Origin of the sequence: Sphingopyxis jiangsuensis, from assembly GCF_016734905.1 — a bacterium.
GTDB lineage: Bacteria > Pseudomonadota > Alphaproteobacteria > Sphingomonadales > Sphingomonadaceae > Sphingopyxis > Sphingopyxis jiangsuensis.
In genome coordinates, this window is record NZ_JAERPO010000002.1 from 209,913 (window position 1) to 230,793 (window position 20,881).

Genomic DNA, 20,881 nt, shown 5'->3' on the forward strand with positions numbered 1-20,881 from the left:
TGTCATTCGCTTTCAATCATGAGCGCGAGCTTCTTGAGTCCGCGGTGGATATTCACTTTTACGAGCGACTCGCTCTGGCCGCAGATGCGCGACGCCTCGGCAATCGAGGCGCCTTCGATCTTGACCAGCGTGATGGCCTGCGCCTGCCCCGGCGGCAAGAACTGGAGCAGTCGGTCGATGCTGAGGCGGGCGTGGACCGCCTCGTCCTCGGCGCCGACCGCTGCGTCATTGTCGCCGAGTTCGGCTACGTCGCGCTGGCGGCGGAGCATATCGATCCAGCGATAACGCGCGATCGCCGCGAGCCACGGCAGGAACGGGCGGCTGCTGTCCCAGGTCGCAAGCTTGCGGTGCATCGACACGAGCGTTTCCTGCACCAGATCGTCGACATGATGCGGGGCGATCCGGCGCGCGTAATAGCGCTCGAGCCAGCGACGGCAATCGGCAAGCAGCGATCGATAGGCCGCACGATCCCCCCGCTGCGATGCCGCCATCAGGCGCGCGAGCGAAGGTTCGTCGATGCTCATTTCGCGCGCAGTCTAGCACCGAGCGTGTCGAGCGAGAACAGCCCGCCGCCGCGCACGATCAGGATCGCCGCCATCGCCGCCCACAGCGAATGGACCGGCCACCACGCATCGGGGAAAACGAATATCTGGATGACGAGCGTCATCACGAGCAGCGCCCCCGCCGAGATGCGCGTTGCAAAGCCGAAAAGCAGCAGGATCGGAAAGAAATGCTCGGCAAAGGTCGTCAGCGGGACGGCAATAGCCGGATCGAGCGGCAGGCCCGAAAATTCATTCTCGAATATGTCATAGGTGATCGGGTTGATTTCGAAGAAACTGCCTTCGACGACCTTGGTCTGGCCCGAGCGCCAGAAAACGCCGGCGAGCGCGAGGCGCAACAGAAAGAGCGCAAACCCCTCGACCACGCGGCTCGACGCCAGCGCGACACCGCGGTCGTATAATGTCAGGATGCTGTTCATGCCCTAAACCTTTTCAAATGCCCCTGCGTCGATAAGCGCCGCAATCGCAGCGCCGCCGTCAGGATGCGCTTCGTCGAGACCGGCGATCAGGTTACCGAGCGGCAAAATTTCTTCGGCGTCGGCCAGCACGGCGGCGACCGAAGCATCGATTGCAACGATCCGGACGTCGGCGCCCGGCCGGACGAACAGCAAGGTGCGCGCTTCCGGCGGCAAGGCGGGATCGAGCAGCGGCGCAATATTGCTGTCCAACGCCAGGCAGCGGGCCGCCGGGTGGCACCGCGTCGGACGGTCGAGCAGCGTCGCTTCGTCGAGTCCGGCAAGATCGGCCAATTGCAGCGCGGGCGCCTCGACGGCGTGATAGCTCTGCAGCCACAGCCATTCGGCACGCGCAAGATCGGCGGCGTCGCGGTTCGTCAGTCGTTCGGCAAAGCCATCGCCGATGTCGGTCAGCGACCGCCCGCTGGCGCCGCCGTCTTCGACGAACAGCCGTGACAGGCGGTTGAACTCGGCGTCGCCCAGCAATTCGCGCGTGCGCGGGAAACTCTCCTCCAGCGCGACGAGCCGCGCATGAAAGATCGTTGTCGCATGGACGCGCAAGCCGCGCAGGACGGCCGCCTCATCCCCTGCGAACAAACCATCCGGCAGATGGTCGGGGCCGTGCAGCAGCGTCGCCGCAATCGCCGCCTGATCGCGGTCAAGCATCGAGCGCCTCGCGGGCCAGCACCCTGTCGGCGGCGCGCGCCTCGGCCATCAGCACGGAAAATTCGGGGACATCCGTATCCCACTCGACGAGCACCGGCTTCGGCCCCGCGCGCGCAATGAAGCGCTCGAGCAACGCCCAGCAGCTCGGCCGCACCGCCGAACCATGATCGTCGATCGCGATTCTGCCGCCCATGTCGTCGTCCTTGACGGCGTGACCCGCGACATGGATTTCGCCGACGAACGCGGGATCGAAGGCATCGAGCCACGACACGGGGTCGAGCCCGAGGTTGAATGCCGACACCTCAATATTGTTGATGTCGAGGAGAAGGCCGCAACCGCTGCGGCGGCACAGCTCGTGCAGGAAATCGACCTCGCTCCAATCGCTTTCGGCATAGGCCAGGTAGCGCGAAGGGTTTTCGACCAGCATCGTTCGCCCCAGCCGGTCCTGCACTCGGCCGACCTCGCGCGCGAAATGGTCGAGCGCGGCGTGGGTATAAGGGATGGGGAGCAGGTCGGGAAACTTGTCCTCCGGTCCGTTGCTCCAGCTCAGATGGTCGGACACCATCGCGGGCGCGTATCGCGCGCACAGCGCCGCGAGCGCTTCGAGTTCGTCCGGGTCGGTGCCTGCCGCAGAGCCCAACGACAGCCCGACCGAATGAAAACTCAGCGGCAGATGCTCGGCAATCGCCGTCAACCAGCGATGCGGAGGCCCGCCTGCGCCGAAATAATTTTGGGGGTGAATTTCGGCCCAGGCGGGCGCGTCGCCCCGCTCGACCGCGGCCAGCACATCGGGATAGTGCCGGGGTTTCAGCCCTATGCCGGAACGCAGGGGCAGCGCGGGGGAACGGAACGACGACAAGCGTTGCGGCCTTACTTGGCCTTTTGCGGCACCGGCTTGGCGTTGCCCTTGTGTGCGGTCAGCGTACCGCCCATCTTCGTGCACTCGCCCTTCTTCACATATTTCCAGGCGTTGCCCTGATAGTCGACGGTCGAGGTGCCGGCGCAGCTCGTGCCCGGACCCGCGGCGCAGTCATTCTTGCCCTTCAGCGACACGCCATAGCATTTTTCCTTGGCGCCATCGGCGGCGGCGGCCGGAACGGTGGCAGCGCCTGCGGCCATCGCAAGAACGGCCGAAGCGGCGAGCGACAGTTTGAGTGTGTTGGTCATAGCGAATACTCCCTTGAATGATGGATGATGCGAGGGATGGCATCGCCTTCCGGTTCGTGGCTGCGGGGGCAATGGTTACACCGCCCGGATGTGCGCCATCTTGTCGCCACCTTCGCGGAGCAAAGCGTTAATTCTTCCGGAATCTGGATGACAGAGATGAGCGTAGCCTTTCGCCGCGAGAGCGACGACGAACATAAAGAGCCCGAATTTGAGCTTCCGATCCCGCTCGGAGCGAACCTCGTTACGCCGCGCGGGTTACGCCTGCTCTGCGACGAAGTTGCGCGGCTCGAGGCAGCGGTGGCCGCCGAATCCGACGAAGCGGCGCGCAAGAAGCTGCAGCGCCAGCTACGCTATTTCGGCACGCGAAAATCGACCGCCGATGTACAGCCGCCGCCGGCCGACGGCGTGGTCGGGGTCGGCAGCTGCGTGCGTTATCGGCTGCATGGCGCGGAAAAGAAGATCACCATTGTCGGACATGACGAGGCCGATCCGGCCGCCGGTCTGATCGCCTTTTCCGCGCCAATCGGTCGCGCGCTGATGGGCGCGGAAGTCGGGGAGTTGGTCGCTTTCCAGGGCGTTGATGACGCAATCATGGTGCTCGCCGCGACGTCGGACACAAAGGTGCAGGCATGAAAGACCGGTTCGAACGTCACAAGCAGCCGTGGATCGCATCGGAGATCGACAAGCTGCACACACTCGCCAAAAAAGGCATGGCGCTCAAGGCGATCGCCAAGGCGCTGACGCGCAGCGAAGAATCGGTGAAGGCGCGCGCCAAGGCCGACGGCCTCTCGATCGCCAAGCTGCACTGATCCGCGATGCCCGCCACCGAATTTGACGCCATCGTGCTGGGCGCCGGCGCGGCCGGGATGATGTGCGCCGCGGTCGCCGGGCAGCGCGGGCGGCGCGTGCTGCTGCTCGATCATGCCGACCAGGTGGGGAAGAAAATCCTGATCTCGGGCGGCGGGCGCTGCAACTTTACCAATATCCACACCGCACCCGACCGCTTCCTGTCGGCCAACCCGCATTTCGCCAAATCGGCGCTCGCGCGTTACACCCCCGCCGATTTCATCGCGCTCGTCGAAAGATATGGCATCGCCTATCACGAGAAGACGCTGGGCCAGCTTTTCTGCGACGGGTCGGCCAAACAGATCGTCGCGATGTTGCTCGACGAATGCGCCAAAGGGGGCGTCGACGTCCGCTGCGGACAGCCCGTCGGCGCAGTGGAACATGGCGATGGACGATTCCGTGTGCGCTTTGGCAGCGCCGATTTTGCCGCACCCAATCTCGTCATCGCGACCGGCGGCCCGTCGATTCCGAAAATGGGCGCGAGCGGATTTGCCTATGACCTCGCGCGTCAGTTCGGACTGAAAGTCGTTGAGCCGCGTCCCGCGCTCGTACCGCTGACGCTCGGCGGCGACGATGTGCTGTTCCGCGAATTGTCGGGCGTCGCCACCCCGGTCGAGGCGCGAGCAGGCAAGGCAGCGTTTCGCGAGGCGGCGCTCTTCACGCACAAGGGGTTGTCGGGCCCAGCGATCCTCCAGATCAGCAGCTATTGGCGCCACGGCGAGCCGCTTGCGATCGATTTCCAGCCCGACGCGGCACCCGGCTGGTTGCTCGCAGCCAAACGCGATCGCCCGCGCGCGACCCTTCGCGCTGCCTTGGGCGCGATACTGCCCGACCGTTTGGCCGAGACTTTGGCCGACCGGATCGCACTGCCGGGCGAACTTGCCGCACAGACAGACCGCAACCTCGCCGATGCCGAAGCGCGCCTTCGGCGTTGGAGCTTTCGCCCCAACGGCACCGAAGGCTTTGCGAAAGCCGAGGTAACCGCGGGCGGCATTTCGACCGCCGGCCTGTCGTCGCAAACAATGATGGCCAAAAGCGTCGCAAACCTCTATGCGGTCGGCGAGGCCGTAGATGTCACAGGGTGGTTAGGCGGCTATAATTTTCAATGGGCATGGGCCAGCGGTGTTGCCGCCGGCAAGGTGATTTGAGCCCATTGAGCCCCTTTCACGTCGGCTCGTCATCGCACCGGTGACCGCCTTTCTATTGAGAATATAATGTCTTTTGATAATCTTCCCCCCGTCCTCGCGGACGCTCTCAGCGCGCGCGGATATAGCGAGTTCACCCCCGTGCAGACGGCCGTGCTCGAACCCGAAGCACAGGACCGCGACCTGCTGGTCTCCGCCCAGACCGGGTCGGGCAAGACCGTTGCCTTCGGCCTTGCGATGGCCGGCCAGCTTGTCGAAGGCGAACGCCTGCCCTTCGCGACCTCGCCGCTCGCGTTGATCGTCGCGCCGACGCGCGAACTTGCGCTTCAGGTCAGCCGCGAACTCGGCTGGCTCTATGCCAAGGCCGGCGCGCGAATCGCCACTTGCGTCGGCGGCATGGACGCGAGCAAGGAACGCCGCGCCCTGAACCAGGGAGTGCAGATCGTCGTCGGGACGCCGGGACGCTTGCGCGACCACCTCGAACGCGGGGCGCTCGACTTGTCGGCACTGCGCGTCGCGGTGCTCGACGAAGCCGACGAAATGCTCGACATGGGGTTTCGCGACGATCTTGAGGAAATTCTCGACGCCACGCCCGAAACGCGCCGCACCCTCTTGTTCTCGGCAACGATTCCGAAGCCGATCGTTCAGCTCGCGAAGCGTTACCAGCAGAACGCGCTGCGCATCTCGACCGTCGGCGAGGATCGCGGCCACGGCGACATCGCCTACCAGGCGGTCACCGTTGCCCCCGCCGATATCGAAGGCGCGGTGATCAACCTGCTGCGCCTGCACGACGCCGAAACCGCGATGCTGTTCTGTGCAACCCGCGACAATGTCCGGCGCCTGCATGCCAGCCTTGTCGAACGTGGCTTTGCTGCGGTCGCGCTGTCGGGCGAGCATAGCCAGAACGAACGCAATTCGGCATTGCAGGCGCTGCGCGATCGCCGTGCGAAGGTCTGCGTCGCAACCGACGTCGCGGCGCGCGGGATCGATCTGCCGACCCTCAGCCTTGTCATCCATGTCGAAATTCCGCGCGATGCCGAGGCGCTCCAGCATCGTTCGGGCCGCACCGGGCGCGCAGGCAAGAAGGGCACGGCGGTCATCATCGTCCCCTATCCGCGCCGCCGACGCGTCGACGGCATGCTGCGCGGCGCGCGCATCCAGGCCGAATGGATGGACGCTCCCACGGCCGCCGACGTGCGCCAGCGCGATCAGGAGCGGTTGATCGAAAAATTGCTGGCCCCCGTCGAGCACGAGCCCGAGGATATCGAACTCGCGCAGCGGCTGATGGCCGAGCGTACGCCCGAGGACATCGCCGCGAGCCTCGTGCGCGCGCACCGTGCGCTGATGCCCCCGCCCGAGGATCTGATCGACACCGGTCCGCGCGGCCGCGACGGCGCCGGCCGTCCCGAACGCGGCGAGCGGTTCGAGCGCCCCGAACGCGGTAGCGCCGACCGCCGCGAAGGGTTCGAGGACAGCGTCTGGTTCAAGCTCAACATCGGACGCCACCAGAATGCCGACCCGCGCTGGATCCTGCCCTTGCTGTGCCGCCGCGGCCATGTGACCAAGGGAGAGATCGGCGCGATCCGCATCGGCCCCAAGGAAACGATGTTCAACATTCCCCGGGCGATCGCCGATCGCTTCGCCGAGGCGGTGCAGCGCAGCGCCAATGCCGATGGCGAGGACGACAGCGGCGTTTCGATCATGCCCGCACCCGACGGTCCGACCTATCCGCCGCGTCGCGACAAAGCCCCGCGCGGGCGTGCACAGCGCCCGACACTGGGTCGCGCGCCCGGCGGCGACCGCGACCGTGCGGGACCGCGCGGTCCGCGTGGCCCCGGCGACAATACCGACCGTTACAAGCCCAAGCCTTATGGCCAGCGCAGCCCGCGGCGCCCGGCGAAATAGACCGCAGGCCATTATCTGAAACCTCGTCATTGCGAGCGTGGCAAAGCAATTCTCGCCTTCGGTTCCTCGCAATGACGCATGGCGCGGTCGCACGACACTTGCGTTCCCCGGTTCGGCCCACCAGATGGGCCGGACAGCAGGAGCGCGCGCCATGAAAGCCATCGAAGCCTTCATAGAGACCCAGGGCGGTCCCGAAGTCATAGAGTGGCGCGAGGTGACGCTCGACAATCCCGGCCCCGGACAACTGCTCGTCCGTCAGACTGCGGTCGGGCTCAACTATATCGACATTTATCACCGCGACGGCACCTATCCGATCGACCTTCCCGGCGGGCTGGGGCTCGAGGCGACGGGCGAGGTCGTTGCCGTCGGCGAAGGCGTCCACGGCTTCAAGCCTGGCGACCGCGTCGCGACCTTCGGCCCCGAACGCAGCGCCTATGCGAGCGCGCGGCTCGTCAAGGCGTCGTCGCTGTTCAAGCTGCCCTCAGCCATCGACGACGATATTGCCGCCGCCGCTTTGCTCAAGGCCTGCACCGTCGAGGCGCTCGTCGAGCGCTGCGCAAAGGTCGAGGCGGGCTGGCCCGTCCTCGTCCACGCCGCGGCGGGCGGCGTCGGGCTGATCCTCGTCCAGTGGCTCAAGGCGATCGGCGCGACGGTCATCGGCACCGTCAGCACCGAAGCCAAGGAACATGCGGCGCGCGAAGCGGGTGCCGACCATGTCATCCGCTACAAGCAGGACGATGTCGCGGCGCATGTCCGCGAGATCACCGATGGCCAGGGCGTGCCCGTGACCTTCGATGGCATCGGTATGGCGACTTGGGAGGTCTCGCTGAAAGCTACCGCCCGGCGCGGGCTGATCGTCAGCTATGGCAATGCAGGCGGACCGGTGACAGGCGTCAACCTGGGCATTCTCGCGCAGCATGGCTCGCAGTTCGTGACGCGGCCGACGCTGTTCGACTATTATCTCGACCCCGGCGAGCGGGCGGCGGGCGCCGCGCGCGTGTTCGAGATGATTGGCAGCGGTGCGGTGACGGTCACGATCGGGCAGCGCTATGGCCTCCAGGATGCCGCCCGCGCGCACGCCGACCTCGCGGCCGGGCGGACGACGGGTTCGACGCTGTTGCTGCCCTGACCGACAAGCTCGTGCGTGCTCCCGCAGAGACGGGAGCCTTTCATTTGTCTCAAGCCTTCAACCGCTCGGCATGCCACGCAACATGCTCGGCCATGAAGGTCGAGATGAAATAATAGCTGTGGTCGTACCCCGGCTGCATCCGGATTTCGGCGTTCTGGCCGTTCCGCTCGCACGCCGCGACGAGCAGCTCGGTCTTCAGCTGTTCGGTCAGGAAATTGTCGGCATCGCCCTGATCGACGAGCAGGTCGGGAACGCGCAGCCCGTCATCGAGCAGCGCGCAAGCGTCATAGGCGCGCCATTCCTCGCGGTCGTCGCCCAGATAATGGCCGAGCGCCTTTTCGCCCCACGGGCAGTGCAGCGGCGAGACGATCGGCGAAAAGGCCGACACCGAACGGAAACGATCCTGATTGCGTAGCCCGATCGTCAGCGCGCCATGCCCGCCCATCGAATGGCCGCTGATCGCCTGCCGCGTCAGGTCGGCGCTCGCGAAATTGCGCAGCACCAGCGACGGCAGTTCATCCTCGACATAGGAGCGCATCCGGTAATGCTTGGCCCACGGCTCCTCGGTTGCATCGACATAAAAGCCCGCTCCCAGCCCGAAATCCCACGCGCCCTCGGGATCGTCAGGCACGCCCTCGCCGCGCGGGCTGGTGTCAGGCGCGACAAAGATCACGCCATGTCCGGCGCACGCGGCGCGATATTCGCCCTTTTCCATCACATTGGCATGGGTGCACGTCAGCCCCGACAGATACCAGAGTACGGGCAGCTTTGCGCCGGGCTCATGCTCGGGGACAAAGACCGCGAAGGTCATGTCGGTGCCCGTCGTCGTGCTCGCATGCCTGTACACGCCTTGCGTGCCGCCGTGGCTGCGAACGGTGGAGAGGGTTTCGAGGGTCATGGCGCCTTGTGCCGCGCACGCCCCGCACGCGCAACCCCGCCGTCCTTGCGGACAACGGGGCCGGGCGAAATTCGGTGACGATCAGATCTGGGCGAAACCGCCGTCGACGAAGAGTTCGACGCCGTTGACATAGCTTGCCGCGTCGGAGGCGAGGAAAGCCGCGACCTTGCCGATTTCGCGCGGGTCGGCGAGCCGACCGAGCGGAACCCGGGCGGCAAACTCGCCTTCGAGCGCATTCCATTGCTCATCGGTCGAGGCGAGACCCTTGAGCCCAGGGGTGGTCGTCGCACCCGGCGCGATCACGTTAACGCGGATCTTGCGATCGCGGAGGTCGAGAATCCAGCTGCGGGCGAAATTGCGGATCGCAGCCTTGGTCGCGCCATAAACACTGAACGCCGGTTCCGAACGCGTCGAAGTCGTCGAGCCGGTCAGGATGATCGACGCACCATCGCGAAGCAGCGGCAGCGCCTTTTGCACGGTAAACAATGTCGCTTTGACGTTGAGGCCGAAGGTGCGGTCGAATTCCTCCTCGGTGATTTCACCGAGCGGCTGGAATGCGCCGCCGCCGGCGTTGGCGACGAGGATGTCGATCGGCGCGCCATGCTGCTGGACAACATCATAGAGATGATCGAGATCGGCGAAGCTGGTGACGTCGCCCTGAACGCCAACCGCGCCATGGCCGATCAGCTTGACGGCGGCATCGAGTTCTTCCTGACGACGCCCGGTCACGAATACCTTGGCGCCCCGTTCGGCGAGTTCCTGCGCGATGCCGAGACCAATGCCGCTGTTCCCGCCGGTGACGACGGCGACTTTGTTGGTCAGATCATAGGTCATTGTCATTCTCCTTTTCGTGAGCGGCGAACCGTTCGCCGTCCGATGAGAAGGAGGTAAATCCGCAACGATATCTGCTGTAGGGGGATATATTGACACTTATCGTTCCATTGATAGAACGATAATATGCAGGACCTCAACGATCTGCGCTTTTTCGACGCGGTGGTGACCAATGGCGGCTTCGCACCCGCCGGACGCGCGCTGCATGTTCCCAAATCGAAGCTGAGCCGACGCATCGCGGCGCTAGAGGATCGGCTTGGCGCGCGGTTGATCGAGCGATCGTCGCGGCGTTTCCGTGTCACCGACATCGGTCTTGCCTTTCACGCGCAATGCCAGCTTGCGGTCGCCGCCGCCGATCGCGCCGAGGCGCTGGTCGAGGCGAGCCTGTCCGAACCGCGCGGCACTGTGCGCATGTCATGCCCGAGCGGTCTGGTGCCAATGATTTCCGACATGCTTCCCGAATTTCTGACGCTCTATCCCAAGGGCAATATCGAGATACTCGCCGCCGACCGCCCCGTCGACGTCATCGCCGAGCGGATCGACGTCGCGTTGCGCGTCCGCACGCGGCTCGACACCGATGCGGCGCTGACAATGCGGACGCTCGCGCACAGCCGCCGCATATTGATCGCTAGCCCGGCGCTCGCCAACCTGGTCGGGGGCAGCGACCTCGCGGCGCTCAAGCAGATGCCGACATTAAGCTCGGCAAGCGATGGCGCGGACGTGATCTGGCGGCTCGAGCACCGCGATGGGACCATCGACAGCATCCGGCACCGCCCCCGCCTGCGCTGCGACGATTTCAGCGCCGTTCGCGCCGCCGCGCTCGCCGGGCTTGGTGTCGCGCTCCTCCCTGACCACGCCTGCGCCGTCGAGTTGCGCGCGGGCACGCTCGTCCGGGTCCTGCCCGAATGGCGGAGCGAGAACGGGATCGTCCATCTCGTCTTCACCACGCGCACCGGCTTGCCGCCACTGGTGCGGGCGTGGATCGATCACCTGGCCAAGGCGTTCCGGAATCCCGAGCTGTTCGGCGAGCGTTAGCCCGCCTGCACCGGGATCGCTGCCACTACTGGTGCATGCCCCCAATGACGAAGCAGGTCGAGGATCATTGCCCCCGCCAGCCCGAGCGTCGCTGTGTTGCGCAAGGGATGGACGTTGACCCGGTCGACGGTCGCCAGCGCCGCATCGAGCACCACAGTGATACTTCCCGGCTGGGCGTTGATCGCGGCGAGCGGGGTCACCGACCCCGGCGCGATACCGAGCAGGCGCTGCATATCCTCGGCCTTGCCAAAGCTCACGCGCTTGCAGCCGATTGCCGCCGGCAGCGCCTTCAAATCGACGCGCGCCTCGGACGGGACGGTAACGAGCCAGAAGGCACCGCCAGCGTCCTTGAGGAACAGGTTTTTCGTGTGCGCGCCGGGGATATCGGCGTTCACCGCATCGCTTTCGGCGACGGTGAACACCGCAATATGTTCGTGCGCGGTGAAAGGGATCGCCAGCGTTTCAAGGTCGGCCAGCAAGCCCGCTTCACCGCGCATCAAGTCCCCCGCTCAAACGACGCGGTGGAGCGCGCAGAGCTTGTTCCCCGACGGGTCGCGCAAATAGGCGAGATAGAGCTGACCGAATCCGCCCTCGCGAACGCCCGGCGGGTCCTCGATTGCCGTCCCGCCATTTTCGACGCCCGCCTTGTGCCATGCGTCGGCCTGCTCGGGACCGTCCATCGCAAAACCGATGGTGCAGCCGTTGCCGGCCGAGGCAGGCTCGCCGTCGATCGGCGCGGTCACCAGGAACAAGCCGCCGTTGTGCATGTAAACGAGGCGTCCCTTGTCGTCGACGATCCCCGGCTTGCCGCCGATCGCCTGGAAGGTCGCGTCATAGAATTTCTTCGATGCTTCGAGGTCGTTCGACCCGACCATATTGTGGCTGTACATCCTTCCCACTCCTGCTGATTCGTTGCGATTAGCGACTTATCCTGAGCCTTGGTTCAGCGGAAGACAACCGTCTTGCGCCCGTCGATCAGCACGCGCTGTTCGGCGACCCAGCGCACCGCCCGCGCAAGCACCTGTGCCTCGATATCGCGGCCGGTTCGGATCAGCTCGTCGATCGAGTCGCGATGGTCGACGCGCTCGACCGCCTGCTCGATGATCGGCCCCTCGTCGAGGTCGCTCGTCACGAAATGCGCGGTCGCGCCGATCAGCTTCACCCCGCGCTCATGCGCGCGGTGATAGGGTTTCGCGCCCTTGAAGCCGGGCAGAAAACTGTGGTGGATGTTGATGCAGCGCCCGGCGAGCTTTGCCGACAGATCCGCCGACAGGACCTGCATATAGCGCGCAAGCACCAGATAGTCGGCACCGCCGCGTGCCATGATGTCGAGGATCGCCCCCTCCTGCTCGGCGCGGTTTGCGTCGCTGACGGGCAGATAGTGAAAGGGCACACCATGCCATTCGGACAGCCGCCGCTGCGCCTCGTGGTTCGATACGACGCCGACAATGTCGATGGCGAGGTTGCCGGTCGACCAGCGGTGGAGCAGGTCGTTGAGGCAATGGCTGCCCTGCGACACCGCGATAACGAAACGCGGCTTGGCGCTCGCATCGCTGATCCGCGCGTCCATCTGAAAACGCTGCGTGACCGGCGCGAACGCCGCTTCGACTCCCGAAAGCGTGTCGGGAAAGCGCGGTCCGGCGCCGCGAAACTCGACGCGCATGAAGAAACGCCCCGAATCGAGGTCGGCATATTGCTGGCTGTCGAGGATGAAGCCGTCGCGCTCCGCGAGCAGTCCCGTCACCGCCGCGACGATCCCGACGGTATCGACGCAGCTGAAGGTCAGCACATAGGAAGCACCGCTGTCCGCGCCCATGTCAGCCCGAAATCTTGTGCGACGCGCACAGCTTGTTGCCGTCGGGATCGCGCAGATAGGCGAGATAGACGGTGCGCCCCTCGGTCGCGTGGCGAACGCCCGGCGGGTCTTCGGCGGTGGTGCCGCCATTTTCGACCCCTGCGGCATGCCAGGCGTCAACCGCTTCGGGCGAGGCGGCGAGGAAGCCGAGCGTATGACCGTTGCCGCACGCGGCAAGCCTGCCGTCGACCGGCCGCGTGATGACGAGCCGCCCACCGGCGTGCATGTAGATGAGGCGCCCACGCTCGTCGATCCGCCCCGCGGGGATGCCGAGCGCGCCGAGGATCGCGTCATAGAAGGTCTGGCTAGCCTCGATATCGTTCGACCCGAGCGTCACATGGCTGAACATAGCTTCCTCTTTCGCAATCAATAAACGACGACGCTGCGGATGCTCTCGCCCGCATGCATCAGGTCGAAGCCCTTGTTGATGTCTTCGAGCCCCATGACGTGGGTGATCATCGGGTCGATCTCGATCTTGCCGGTCATGTACATATCGACGATCTTCGGCACGTCGGTGCGCCCCTTGGCGCCGCCGAACGCGGTGCCGCGCCAGTTGCGCCCGGTGACGAGCTGAAACGGGCGCGTCGCAATCTCCTTGCCCGCCTCGGCGACGCCGATGATGATACTGGTGCCCCAGCCGCGGTGACAGGCTTCCAATGCGATACGCATCACTTCGGTATTGCCCGTCGCGTCGAAGGTATAATCGGCGCCGCCGTCGGTCATCCGGACGATCGTCGCGACGACATCCTCGCGGCTCATGCCCTTCGAATTCAGAAATTCGGTCATGCCGAACTTGCGGCCCCATTCCTCGCGGTCGGGGTTGATGTCGACGCCGATGATCTGGTTCGCACCCGCAAGTCGCGCACCCTGAATCACGTTGAGCCCGATGCCGCCCATCCCGAAGACGACAACATTGTCGCCGACCTGCACCTTCGCGGTGTTGATCACCGCGCCGACGCCGGTTGTCACGCCGCAACCGATGTAGCAGCTCGTCTGGAAGGGCGCGTCCTCGCGGATTTTCGCGACCGCAATCTCGGGCAGCACCGTGAAGTTCGAGAAGGTCGAACAGCCCATATAATGATAGATCGGCTGGCCCTTGTACGAAAAGCGCGTCGTGCCGTCGGGCATCAGCCCCTTGCCCTGCGTCGCGCGGATCGCGGTGCAGAGGTTGGTCTTGCCCGAAAGGCAGCTTTTGCACTGGCGGCATTCGGGGGTGTAGAGCGGGATGACATGGTCGCCGGGGACGACGCTGGTAACGCCCGCGCCGACCTCACGCACCACACCCGCGCCCTCATGCCCCAGCACGCTCGGAAAGATGCCCTCGCTGTCGAACCCGTCGAGCGTATAGGCGTCGGTGTGGCAAATCCCTGTCGCCATGATCTCGACCAGCACCTCGCCCGCCTTCGGGCCTTCAAGGTCGAGTTCGACGATTTCGAGCGGCTTCTTCGCTTCGAATGCGACGGCGGCGCGGGTCTTCATGGGGCGGTCTCCTTCTCGGGCGCTCCAATCAGGCAAATGGGGCGGCAATGCAAGACGCTCATCGTCCTCCCTGTGGCGTAGCCGTGGGGAGGTGGCAGCGCGAAGCGCTGACGGAGCGGCGATGGCGCAACCGTCGCCGCCCCTCCACCACGCCCTGTGGGCGCGGTCCCCCTCCCCATCGCTCCGCGACAGGGAGGATTGAGGTCGGTGCCCCTGATATCGTCACGCCGGAGGAAACGGGGCTATCAACACTCCACGACGCTGACCGCAAGACCCCCCTTCGACGTTTCCTTATATTTGTCGCGCATGTCGCGGCCCGTCTGCAGCATCGTCGCGATCACCGTGTCGAGGCTGACGACATGCGTGCCGTCGCCTATCATCGCGATGCGGCTCGCGTCGATCGCCTTGATCGCGCCCATCGCGTTGCGTTCGATGCACGGAATCTGCACCAGCCCGCCGATGGGATCGCAGGTGAGGCCGAGGTTATGCTCCATGCCGATCTCGGCGGCATTCTCGACCTGCGCGTTGGTGCCGCCGAGCGCGGCGGTCAGCCCCGCCGCCGCCATCGAGCAGGCGACGCCGACCTCGCCCTGGCAGCCGACCTCGGCGCCCGAGATGCTGGCGTTGCGCTTGTAGAGCGCGCCGACCGCGCCCGCGGCGAGCAGGAAGGTGCGCACGCCCTTTGCATCGCCGCGATAGCTGCGGCGGTAATAGCGGATCACTGCGGGGATGATCCCCGCCGCGCCGTTGGTCGGCGCGGTGACGACCTTGCCGCCGGCGGCGTTTTCTTCATTCACCGCCATCGCCCACAGGTTGATCCAGTCCATCATCTGCATCGGGTCGCAGAGGTTCGATTCGTGCCGTTCGCGGATGTCGGCGGCGATTTGCGGCGCGCGGCGCTTGACCTTGAGCCCGCCGGGGAGCGTCCCGGTGCTGCAGCAGCCCGCGTCGATTGATGCGTCCATCGCCGCGGCGATTTCATCGAGCCCCGCCTCGACCTCCTCGATGCTGCGATGGACAAGCTCGTTTTCGAGCATCATCTCGGCGAAGCTCTTGCCCGACGCCGCGCCCATTTCGAGCAGGTCGGCGCCCGAGGTGAAGGGATAGGGCAGATCGACTTCATCCTCGCCGCCGCGGCTGTTGCGCCCCGCCTCCTCCTCGTCGACGACGAAGCCGCCGCCGATCGAGAAATACATGCGCTTCGCGAGCACTTCGCCGTCATTGTCGCGCGCGGTGAAGCTGAGCGCGTTGCTGTGAAAGGGCTGGCGCTGGCGCATCTGGAAATGCAGGTCGCGCGAGGGCTGGAAACGCACGCGCTGGCGGCCGAGCAGGTAGAGGAACCCCTCGCCTTCGGCGCGGTCCCAATGCGCCTTGATCGCGGCGAGGCTGGTCGAGGCCGGGATTTCGCCCGCAAGCCCCGCGACGACCGCGGTGTCGGCGGCGTGCCCCTTCCCCGTCAGCGCGAGCGAGCCGTACAGGTCGGCCTCGACATGTATCGCGCGGGCGAGCAGACCATGCTCGTCGAGCCAGAGTGCAAAACGCCGCGCCGCGACCATCGGGCCGACGGTATGCGAGCTTGAGGGTCCGACGCCGATCTTGAAGAGTTCGAACAGGCTGATCGTCATGGCGCGCCTATAGGCGGATTACGATCGTCGGGATAGGCGGCGCGAGCCAATTTTCGTTACGGATTACAATAAAATTACTCCCTGTCGCGAAGCGATGGGGAGGGGGACCGCCAAAGGTGGTGGAGGGGCGGCAACATCGCGCCATTGCCCCTCCGTCAGTGCTTCGCGCTGCCACCTCCCCATGCCTACGGCACAGGGAGGATCATTGGTTTACGCCGGATAGGTCCACGCCCCGTCGCGCGCGAAATTCTCCGCAGCGAAGTCCCAGTTGAGCAGTTCATCAACCACCGCATTCACATAGTCGGGGCGGACATTCTTGCGGTCGATATAATAGGCATGTTCCCACACATCGACGACGAGCAGCGGCTTGATACCCGCCGCCAGTTCGGTCCCGGCATCGTGCGTGTCGGTGACCGACAGCTTGCCGTCCTTGGCGATCAGCCAGGCCCAACCTGACGCAAAATGATTGATCGCCGTATCCTTCAGCTTCTTCTTGAGCTCGTCGAGCGAACCGAAATCGCGGTCGATCGCGGCGGCGAGATCGCCCTCGGGCGCCGTCTTCGCCGGCGCCATGCTGTTCCAGTAAAAGGCATGGTTCCACGACTGGGCGCTGTTGTTGAACAGCCCCTTGTTGCCGGCGCCCTCAGCGTGGTGGATGATTTCCTCGAGGCTCTTGTCGGCAAGATCGGTGCCCTCGATCGCGGCGTTGACCTTGTCGACATAGGTTTTGTGATGCTTGCCATGATGGGTCTGCAGCGTCTCCGCCGAGATGTGCGGCGCGAGCGCGTCGTGGGCATAGGGGAGCGGGGGGTGAGCGATCGTCATGGCAGTCTCCTTTTTTGCTGTCGCTTGGCTAACTCGGTATCGGAGGCTGCGGTTGCAACCCCATGACGGGGAAAAATTGCGGTTTTAGCGACGTCATTGCGAGGAGCGGAGCGACGAAGCAATCTCCAGCCAGCAACATCGCGCGATCGATGGCTGGAGATTGCCTCGCTCCGCTCGCAATGACGACACCCGCTAGGTCACCATCGCCTGCAACGTCGCGATCCGGTCGGCCTCTTCGGCGGGCTTGTCGCGGCGTATGCGCGATATGCGGGGAAAGCGCATCGCGAGGCCCGACTTGTGCCGCTTCGACGCATGGATCGAATCGAAGGCGACTTCGAGCACCAGCGTCTTTTCAACCTCGCGCACCGGGCCGAAGCGGTCGACGGTGTTGGTGCGGACGAATTTGTCGAGCCATTTCAGCTCGTCGTCGGTGAAGCCTGAATAGGCCTTGCCAACGGGCAACAACTCGCCCGCCTCGCTCCAGCAGCCGAAAGTATAATCCGAATAAAAGCTCGCACGGCGGCCGTTGCCGCGCTGCGCGTACATCATCACGCAATCGGCGGTGAGCGGGTCGCGCTTCCATTTGTACCAGAGCCCGGCGCGGCGCCCCGCGACATAGGGCGCGTCGCGGCGCTTGAGCATCACCCCCTCGATCGCCGCGTCGCGCGCACCGGCACGCAGCGCCGCGAGTTCGGCAAAGTCGCCGGCCTCGATCAGGGGCGACAGGTCGAAATGGCTCGCGGCAAGGCGCGGAACAAAAGCCTCAAGCTGCCGCCGCCGCCCCGTCCACGGCAGGCCGCGCAAATCTTCGCCATCGACCGCAAGCAGATCGTAAACACGCACGAAGGCGGGAAAGTCGGCGAGGATTTTCTTCGTCACCGTCTTGCGCCCGAGGCGCTGTTGCAGCGCGTTGAAGCTTGCGGCCTCTCCCCCCTGCACCTCGCCGCGCACGAGCAATTCGCCGTCGATCACCGCATCCTGATCGAACGCCGCGACGAGTTCGGGGAAGGCAGCGCTGATTTCCTCGCCGCCGCGGCTGTAGATGCGCGTTTCGCCGCCACCATGCGCGATCTGAACGCGGATGCCGTCCCATTTCCACTCGGCGGCATAGTCGGCAAGGTCGATGCTTTCGCCTTCGAGCGGATGCGCAAGCATGAAGGGGCGGAAAAAGGCGACGTCGGCAAGGTCGGGCCGCGCGACGCGCCCCTCACCCCAGGCGAAGAGCGCTTCATAGGGCGGCGGGATCGCGTGCCACAACTCCTCCACATCGTCGATCCCGACGTCGAACGCCTGCGCAAATGCCTGTTTTGCAAGCCGCGCCGACACGCCGACGCGCATCCCGCCGAGCGCCATCTTGAGCAGTGCGTAGCGCCCGTCGGCGTCCAGACGGTCGAGCAATCCGGTCAGCACCGCCGGCGCATCGCTGCGCGTGGTGGCGGAAAGGGCGGCGACGGCGTCGGAGACGCTCAATCCGCCCTTCCCTTCAGAGGAGGGCGGCGAGACTTGGGAGTTCCGCTCCTTCGTCGCAGCGGGTGGGGGTCCGCCCCCTTGCTCAAGTCCGGCGGCCTCCACCCCAACCCTTCCCCTGAAGGGGAGGGGCTTTTCAGGCCACAGCAGCGCCGCCGTTTCCGCGGTATCGCCGACAAAATGCCGCGACAGGCGGAACAATTCCTCGTCCACGCGCGTCGCGAGCAACGCGCGCACCGTCCCCGCCTTCACCGCGGGGAAATCGAGCGCTTCGGTGAGCGCGGCGAGCGCCCAGCCGCGGTCCGGATCGGGGGTGTGGCGGAGGTAATCGACGATCAGCGCGAGCTTCGAATTGCGCGAGCGCGTATAAATAAGGCGGTCGATGAGCGCGGCAAAGGCCTTCACGCCTCTTCCTCCATATCGCGCCCGACGAGATGCAGCGCGCGCGCCTTGCGCTGGTGGAGTTCGCACCAGCGCAAAAGGCCATCTTCGCTGCCATGGGTGATCCAGCTTTCCTTCGGGTTCACCTCTTCAATCGTCGTGGTGAGTTCGTCCCAGTCGGCATGGTCAGAAATGACGAGCGGCAGTTCGACCATACGCTGACGCGCGCGCTGGCGGACGCGCATCCAGCCCGACGCCATCGCGGTGACGGGGTTGGGCAGCCGCCGCGACCAGCGGTCGTTGAGGGCCGAAGGCGGCGCTAGCACGATCTGCCCCGCCATTTCGTTCTTTTCGGCCTCGCTCACGAGGCGCAGCGGCCCCAGGTCGACGCCATGCTCGGCATAGAGCGCGCACATGCGTTCGAGCGCACCGTGGATGAAGACCGGCGCGTTCCACCCAGCGCCGCGCAATTCGGCGATGACACGCTGCGCCTTGCCGAGCGCATAGGCGCCGACGAGCACCGACCGGTCGGGCTCGGCGCGCACCGCGGCGATCAGCTTGGCGATTTCGTCGTGCGTCGGCGGGTGGCGGAAGACCGGCAGGCCAAAGGTCGCCTCGGTGATGAAGATGTCGCACGGGACGACCTCGAACCGCGCGCAGGTCGGATCGGCGCGGCGCTTGTAGTCGCCGGTGACGACGATCCGCTCGCCCGCATATTCCATCAAAATCTGCGCGCTGCCGAGCACATGTCCCGCCGGATGAAAGCTGAAGCGCACCCCGCCCCGCTCGAAGCCGTCGCCGTAGGCAAAGGCGCGGTTCTCGCGCGCCGCGACATCGACGCCATAGCGCAGCGCCATGATGGCAAGCGTTTCGGGGGTCGCGAACACCGATGTGTGCCCGCTGCGCGCATGATCGGCGTGGCCGTGCGTCACCGCAGCGCGTTCGACCGGGCGCGACGGGTCGATCCACAGGTCGGCCGGCTTCACATAAAGCCCGTGTGGATACGGTTCGAGCCAAGGTTTTGGCAACACCCTCATCCCTCAACTGCTGAGGCGGCCGATCCGGTCATGCGCCGACATTAGCATGAAGAACGAAAAAAGAACAAAGCCCTTTCGATCATCACACCTCGTGCCACCGCGCAGGCAGCGCGATTTTAACGACCAGTCCCGCAGCCTCCCATCGCCGATCAATCGTGCCACCCAGATTGTTGCGCACGCTGCGTTCCATCAACAACGTTCCGAAACTCGTGCGATCGGGGGCGACGACTTCGCCCGTTCCACCACTTTCGGACCAGGTGAGATGGAAACGACGGTCGGCATCGTCGTCCGGGTCCTGGCTCCAGTTGACGTCGACGCGGCCGTCGGCAACCGAGAGCGCGCCATGCTTGACGGCGTTGGTCGCGAGTTCGTTGAAGACGAGCGCCATGGCGACCAGCGCGTTCTCGGGGAGGAGCAGGTCGGGTCCCGACCAGCGGATGCGGGGAAAGGCGGCCTGCACTTCGCGCATCAGCGCGTGCATCGACCCCGTCATGAAATTGGCACCGAGCAGGACGTTCTGCGCGCGGTTGAGCGCGTCGAGCCTGCTCGTGATCCGCTCGACATAATCATCGACGCCGGTCGCGGCGTGGCGGGTGAGCGAAATGATCGCGCTGACGGTGGCGAACAGGTTGCGCATCCGGTGATGCAGCTCGCGCATCAGCAGGTTTGTATTCTCCTGCCGGCTCTTCTGCTCGGTAATATCGATGCTGATCCCGGTCAGCTTCACATCGTCGACCTCGACGTCCCAGTCGCCGCGCGCCGAAATCCAGCGCACGCCGCGTTCGGGATGAACGATGCGATATTCCTTGGCATAGGGCGTGCCACCCGCAATCGCATCGTCGAGCACCGCACGCACGCCGTCACGGTCGTCGGGATGAACGCGATTGAAAAAACCCTCGCCGGTATTGAGCGCGGTTTCGAAATCGGCGCCCCACAGCTCGGCCGTCGCACCCTGCCAGCGCAGCGCGTCGGTGCGCGCGTCGAGTTGCCAGATCGCCGTTGTCGAAAAATCGAGCGCACGCTCGAGCATGCGGCGCACCTCGTCGCGCTCGGCCGCAGTGCGTCGCAATTCGGCTTCGGCCATAATGATCGCGGCGAAATCTTCGAGCCGCTCCATTTCGCGCGGCGACGGCGCTGCGCGCACTTCGCTGTCGATGATGCACAATGTTCCAAGAACCGCGCCATTATAGGCACGCAGAGGAACGCCCGCATAAAATCGGATGAAAGGCTCGCCGACGACAAGCGGATTGTCCGCAAACCGCGCATCCGTCCACGTATCGGTCACAACCAGAGGCGAATCGTCGGCAACGACATGGCGGCAAAAGCTGATGTCGCGCGGGGTCTGGTCGATGTCGAGACCGTGCGCCGACTTGAACCACTGGCGGCATTCGTCGACCAACGAGATCAGTGCGATCGGGACGTCGAAGAGATCGGCGACGAGCTTGGTCAAACGGTCGAATGCAACTTCGGGATCGGTATCGAGCAATCGATATTCGCGCAGGGTGTCGAGCCGTCGTTCCTCGCTCAGCCGCTCGTCGCCCCCCTCGCTATCTGCCAAGTTCCGCCCCCTGCTCC

The 20,881-nt window shown here is 65.3% G+C and carries 23 protein-coding genes; 6 read left to right on the top strand and 17 right to left on the bottom strand.

Translation table 11 applies throughout. From position 1 onward, the window contains the following. Positions 1–2: 2 nt before the first annotated feature. The 5 genes from JI743_RS07680 to JI743_RS07700 are packed head-to-tail and all read right to left on the bottom strand — an operon-like array spanning position 3 to position 2,848. Positions 3–524, bottom strand: a complete 522-nt coding sequence (locus JI743_RS07680; protein ID WP_201927634.1) for a sigma-70 family RNA polymerase sigma factor — start codon at positions 522–524, stop codon at positions 3–5. Further along, positions 521–979: a DoxX family protein gene (locus JI743_RS07685; RefSeq protein ID WP_201927636.1), complete on the bottom strand. Its 459-nt coding sequence runs from the start codon at positions 977–979 to the stop codon at positions 521–523. Before JI743_RS07685 ends, JI743_RS07680 begins: the two co-directional genes overlap by 4 nt. A gap of 3 nt (positions 980–982) precedes the next feature. After that, on the bottom strand, positions 983–1,681 hold the full coding sequence (locus JI743_RS07690) for an HvfC/BufC family peptide modification chaperone (RefSeq protein WP_201927637.1): 699 nt from the start codon (positions 1,679–1,681) through the stop codon (positions 983–985). Beyond that, the gene (gene bufB, locus JI743_RS07695; RefSeq protein WP_201927638.1) at positions 1,674–2,540 is read right to left on the bottom strand and encodes an MNIO family bufferin maturase; all 867 of its coding nucleotides are present in this window, start codon (positions 2,538–2,540) and stop codon (positions 1,674–1,676) included. The genes JI743_RS07690 and bufB overlap by 8 nt, the downstream gene beginning before the upstream one ends. An 11-nt stretch (positions 2,541–2,551) precedes the next feature. After that, complete coding sequence (locus JI743_RS07700; RefSeq protein WP_201927639.1) at positions 2,552–2,848, bottom strand: BufA1 family periplasmic bufferin-type metallophore; 297 nt, start codon at positions 2,846–2,848, stop codon at positions 2,552–2,554. Between the two features lie 156 nt (positions 2,849–3,004). Here JI743_RS07700 and JI743_RS07705 point away from each other — a divergent pair, with 156 nt between their 5' ends. The 5 genes from JI743_RS07705 (at position 3,005) to JI743_RS07725 (ending at position 7,873) form a co-directional block, all read left to right on the top strand. Continuing rightward, positions 3,005–3,481 (top strand): GreA/GreB family elongation factor, encoded by a 477-nt coding sequence (locus tag JI743_RS07705; RefSeq protein WP_201928710.1) that lies wholly within the window; start codon positions 3,005–3,007, stop codon positions 3,479–3,481. Then, complete coding sequence (locus tag JI743_RS07710; RefSeq protein ID WP_201927640.1) at positions 3,478–3,657, top strand: hypothetical protein; 180 nt, start codon at positions 3,478–3,480, stop codon at positions 3,655–3,657. Before JI743_RS07705 ends, JI743_RS07710 begins: the two co-directional genes overlap by 4 nt. Positions 3,658–3,663: 6 nt before the next feature. After that, entirely contained in the window at positions 3,664–4,842 is a 1,179-nt protein-coding gene (locus JI743_RS07715) for a BaiN/RdsA family NAD(P)/FAD-dependent oxidoreductase (protein WP_201927641.1), read from the top strand. A 66-nt stretch (positions 4,843–4,908) separates the two neighbouring features. Further along, positions 4,909–6,744 carry a DEAD/DEAH box helicase gene (locus JI743_RS07720; RefSeq protein WP_201927643.1) on the top strand — a complete coding sequence of 612 codons (1,836 nt, stop codon included), beginning with the start codon at positions 4,909–4,911 and terminating at the stop codon, positions 6,742–6,744. 151 nt (positions 6,745–6,895) lie between these two features. Beyond that, complete coding sequence (locus JI743_RS07725) at positions 6,896–7,873, top strand: quinone oxidoreductase family protein (RefSeq protein ID WP_201927645.1); 978 nt, start codon at positions 6,896–6,898, stop codon at positions 7,871–7,873. Between the two features lie 49 nt (positions 7,874–7,922). Here JI743_RS07725 and fghA read toward each other — a convergent pair whose 3' ends face one another. Further along, positions 7,923–8,771, bottom strand: coding sequence for an S-formylglutathione hydrolase (fghA, locus tag JI743_RS07730; protein ID WP_201927646.1), 849 nt, complete (start codon positions 8,769–8,771; stop codon positions 7,923–7,925). An 81-nt stretch (positions 8,772–8,852) separates the two neighbouring features. After that, entirely contained in the window at positions 8,853–9,605 is a 753-nt protein-coding gene (locus JI743_RS07735; RefSeq protein ID WP_201927647.1) for an SDR family NAD(P)-dependent oxidoreductase, read from the bottom strand. 123 nt (positions 9,606–9,728) lie between these two features. On the opposite strand from JI743_RS07735, the gene JI743_RS07740 reads away from it, so the two are divergent. Beyond that, positions 9,729–10,637 (top strand): LysR family transcriptional regulator, encoded by a 909-nt coding sequence (locus JI743_RS07740; protein WP_201927648.1) that lies wholly within the window; start codon positions 9,729–9,731, stop codon positions 10,635–10,637. On the opposite strand, the gene JI743_RS07745 is transcribed toward JI743_RS07740, so the two are convergent. From JI743_RS07745 to JI743_RS15330, 10 genes are all read right to left on the bottom strand, one after another. Then, positions 10,634–11,134, bottom strand: a complete 501-nt coding sequence (locus tag JI743_RS07745; RefSeq protein ID WP_201927649.1) for a prolyl-tRNA synthetase associated domain-containing protein — start codon at positions 11,132–11,134, stop codon at positions 10,634–10,636. The two genes, JI743_RS07740 and JI743_RS07745, sit on opposite strands and share 4 nt — an antisense overlap. A 12-nt stretch (positions 11,135–11,146) precedes the next feature. After that, the gene (locus tag JI743_RS07750) at positions 11,147–11,527 is read right to left on the bottom strand and encodes a VOC family protein (RefSeq protein WP_201927652.1); all 381 of its coding nucleotides are present in this window, start codon (positions 11,525–11,527) and stop codon (positions 11,147–11,149) included. Positions 11,528–11,580: 53 nt separating this feature from the next. After that, positions 11,581–12,453 (bottom strand): formyltetrahydrofolate deformylase, encoded by an 873-nt coding sequence (gene purU / locus JI743_RS07755; protein ID WP_201927654.1) that lies wholly within the window; start codon positions 12,451–12,453, stop codon positions 11,581–11,583. 1 nt (position 12,454) lies between these two features. After that, a complete protein-coding gene (locus tag JI743_RS07760; protein WP_201927656.1) occupies positions 12,455–12,841 on the bottom strand; it encodes a VOC family protein in 387 nt (128 codons plus the stop codon). Positions 12,842–12,858: 17 nt separating this feature from the next. After that, positions 12,859–13,971 carry an S-(hydroxymethyl)glutathione dehydrogenase/class III alcohol dehydrogenase gene (locus JI743_RS07765; RefSeq protein WP_201927658.1) on the bottom strand — a complete coding sequence of 371 codons (1,113 nt, stop codon included), beginning with the start codon at positions 13,969–13,971 and terminating at the stop codon, positions 12,859–12,861. Positions 13,972–14,216: 245 nt separating this feature from the next. After that, complete coding sequence (locus tag JI743_RS07770) at positions 14,217–15,596, bottom strand: L-serine ammonia-lyase (RefSeq protein WP_201927659.1); 1,380 nt, start codon at positions 15,594–15,596, stop codon at positions 14,217–14,219. Between the two features lie 210 nt (positions 15,597–15,806). Continuing rightward, positions 15,807–16,421: a superoxide dismutase gene (locus JI743_RS07775; protein WP_201927660.1), complete on the bottom strand. Its 615-nt coding sequence runs from the start codon at positions 16,419–16,421 to the stop codon at positions 15,807–15,809. 192 nt (positions 16,422–16,613) lie between these two features. Continuing rightward, on the bottom strand, positions 16,614–18,293 hold the full coding sequence (locus JI743_RS07780; RefSeq protein ID WP_201927661.1) for a cisplatin damage response ATP-dependent DNA ligase: 1,680 nt from the start codon (positions 18,291–18,293) through the stop codon (positions 16,614–16,616). Then, positions 18,290–19,306: a ligase-associated DNA damage response exonuclease gene (locus JI743_RS07785; protein ID WP_201927662.1), complete on the bottom strand. Its 1,017-nt coding sequence runs from the start codon at positions 19,304–19,306 to the stop codon at positions 18,290–18,292. The genes JI743_RS07780 and JI743_RS07785 overlap by 4 nt, the downstream gene beginning before the upstream one ends. Positions 19,307–19,388: 82 nt before the next feature. After that, on the bottom strand, positions 19,389–20,864 hold the full coding sequence (locus tag JI743_RS15330; protein WP_330902260.1) for a GAF domain-containing protein: 1,476 nt from the start codon (positions 20,862–20,864) through the stop codon (positions 19,389–19,391). Positions 20,865–20,881: the final 17 nt, after the last annotated feature.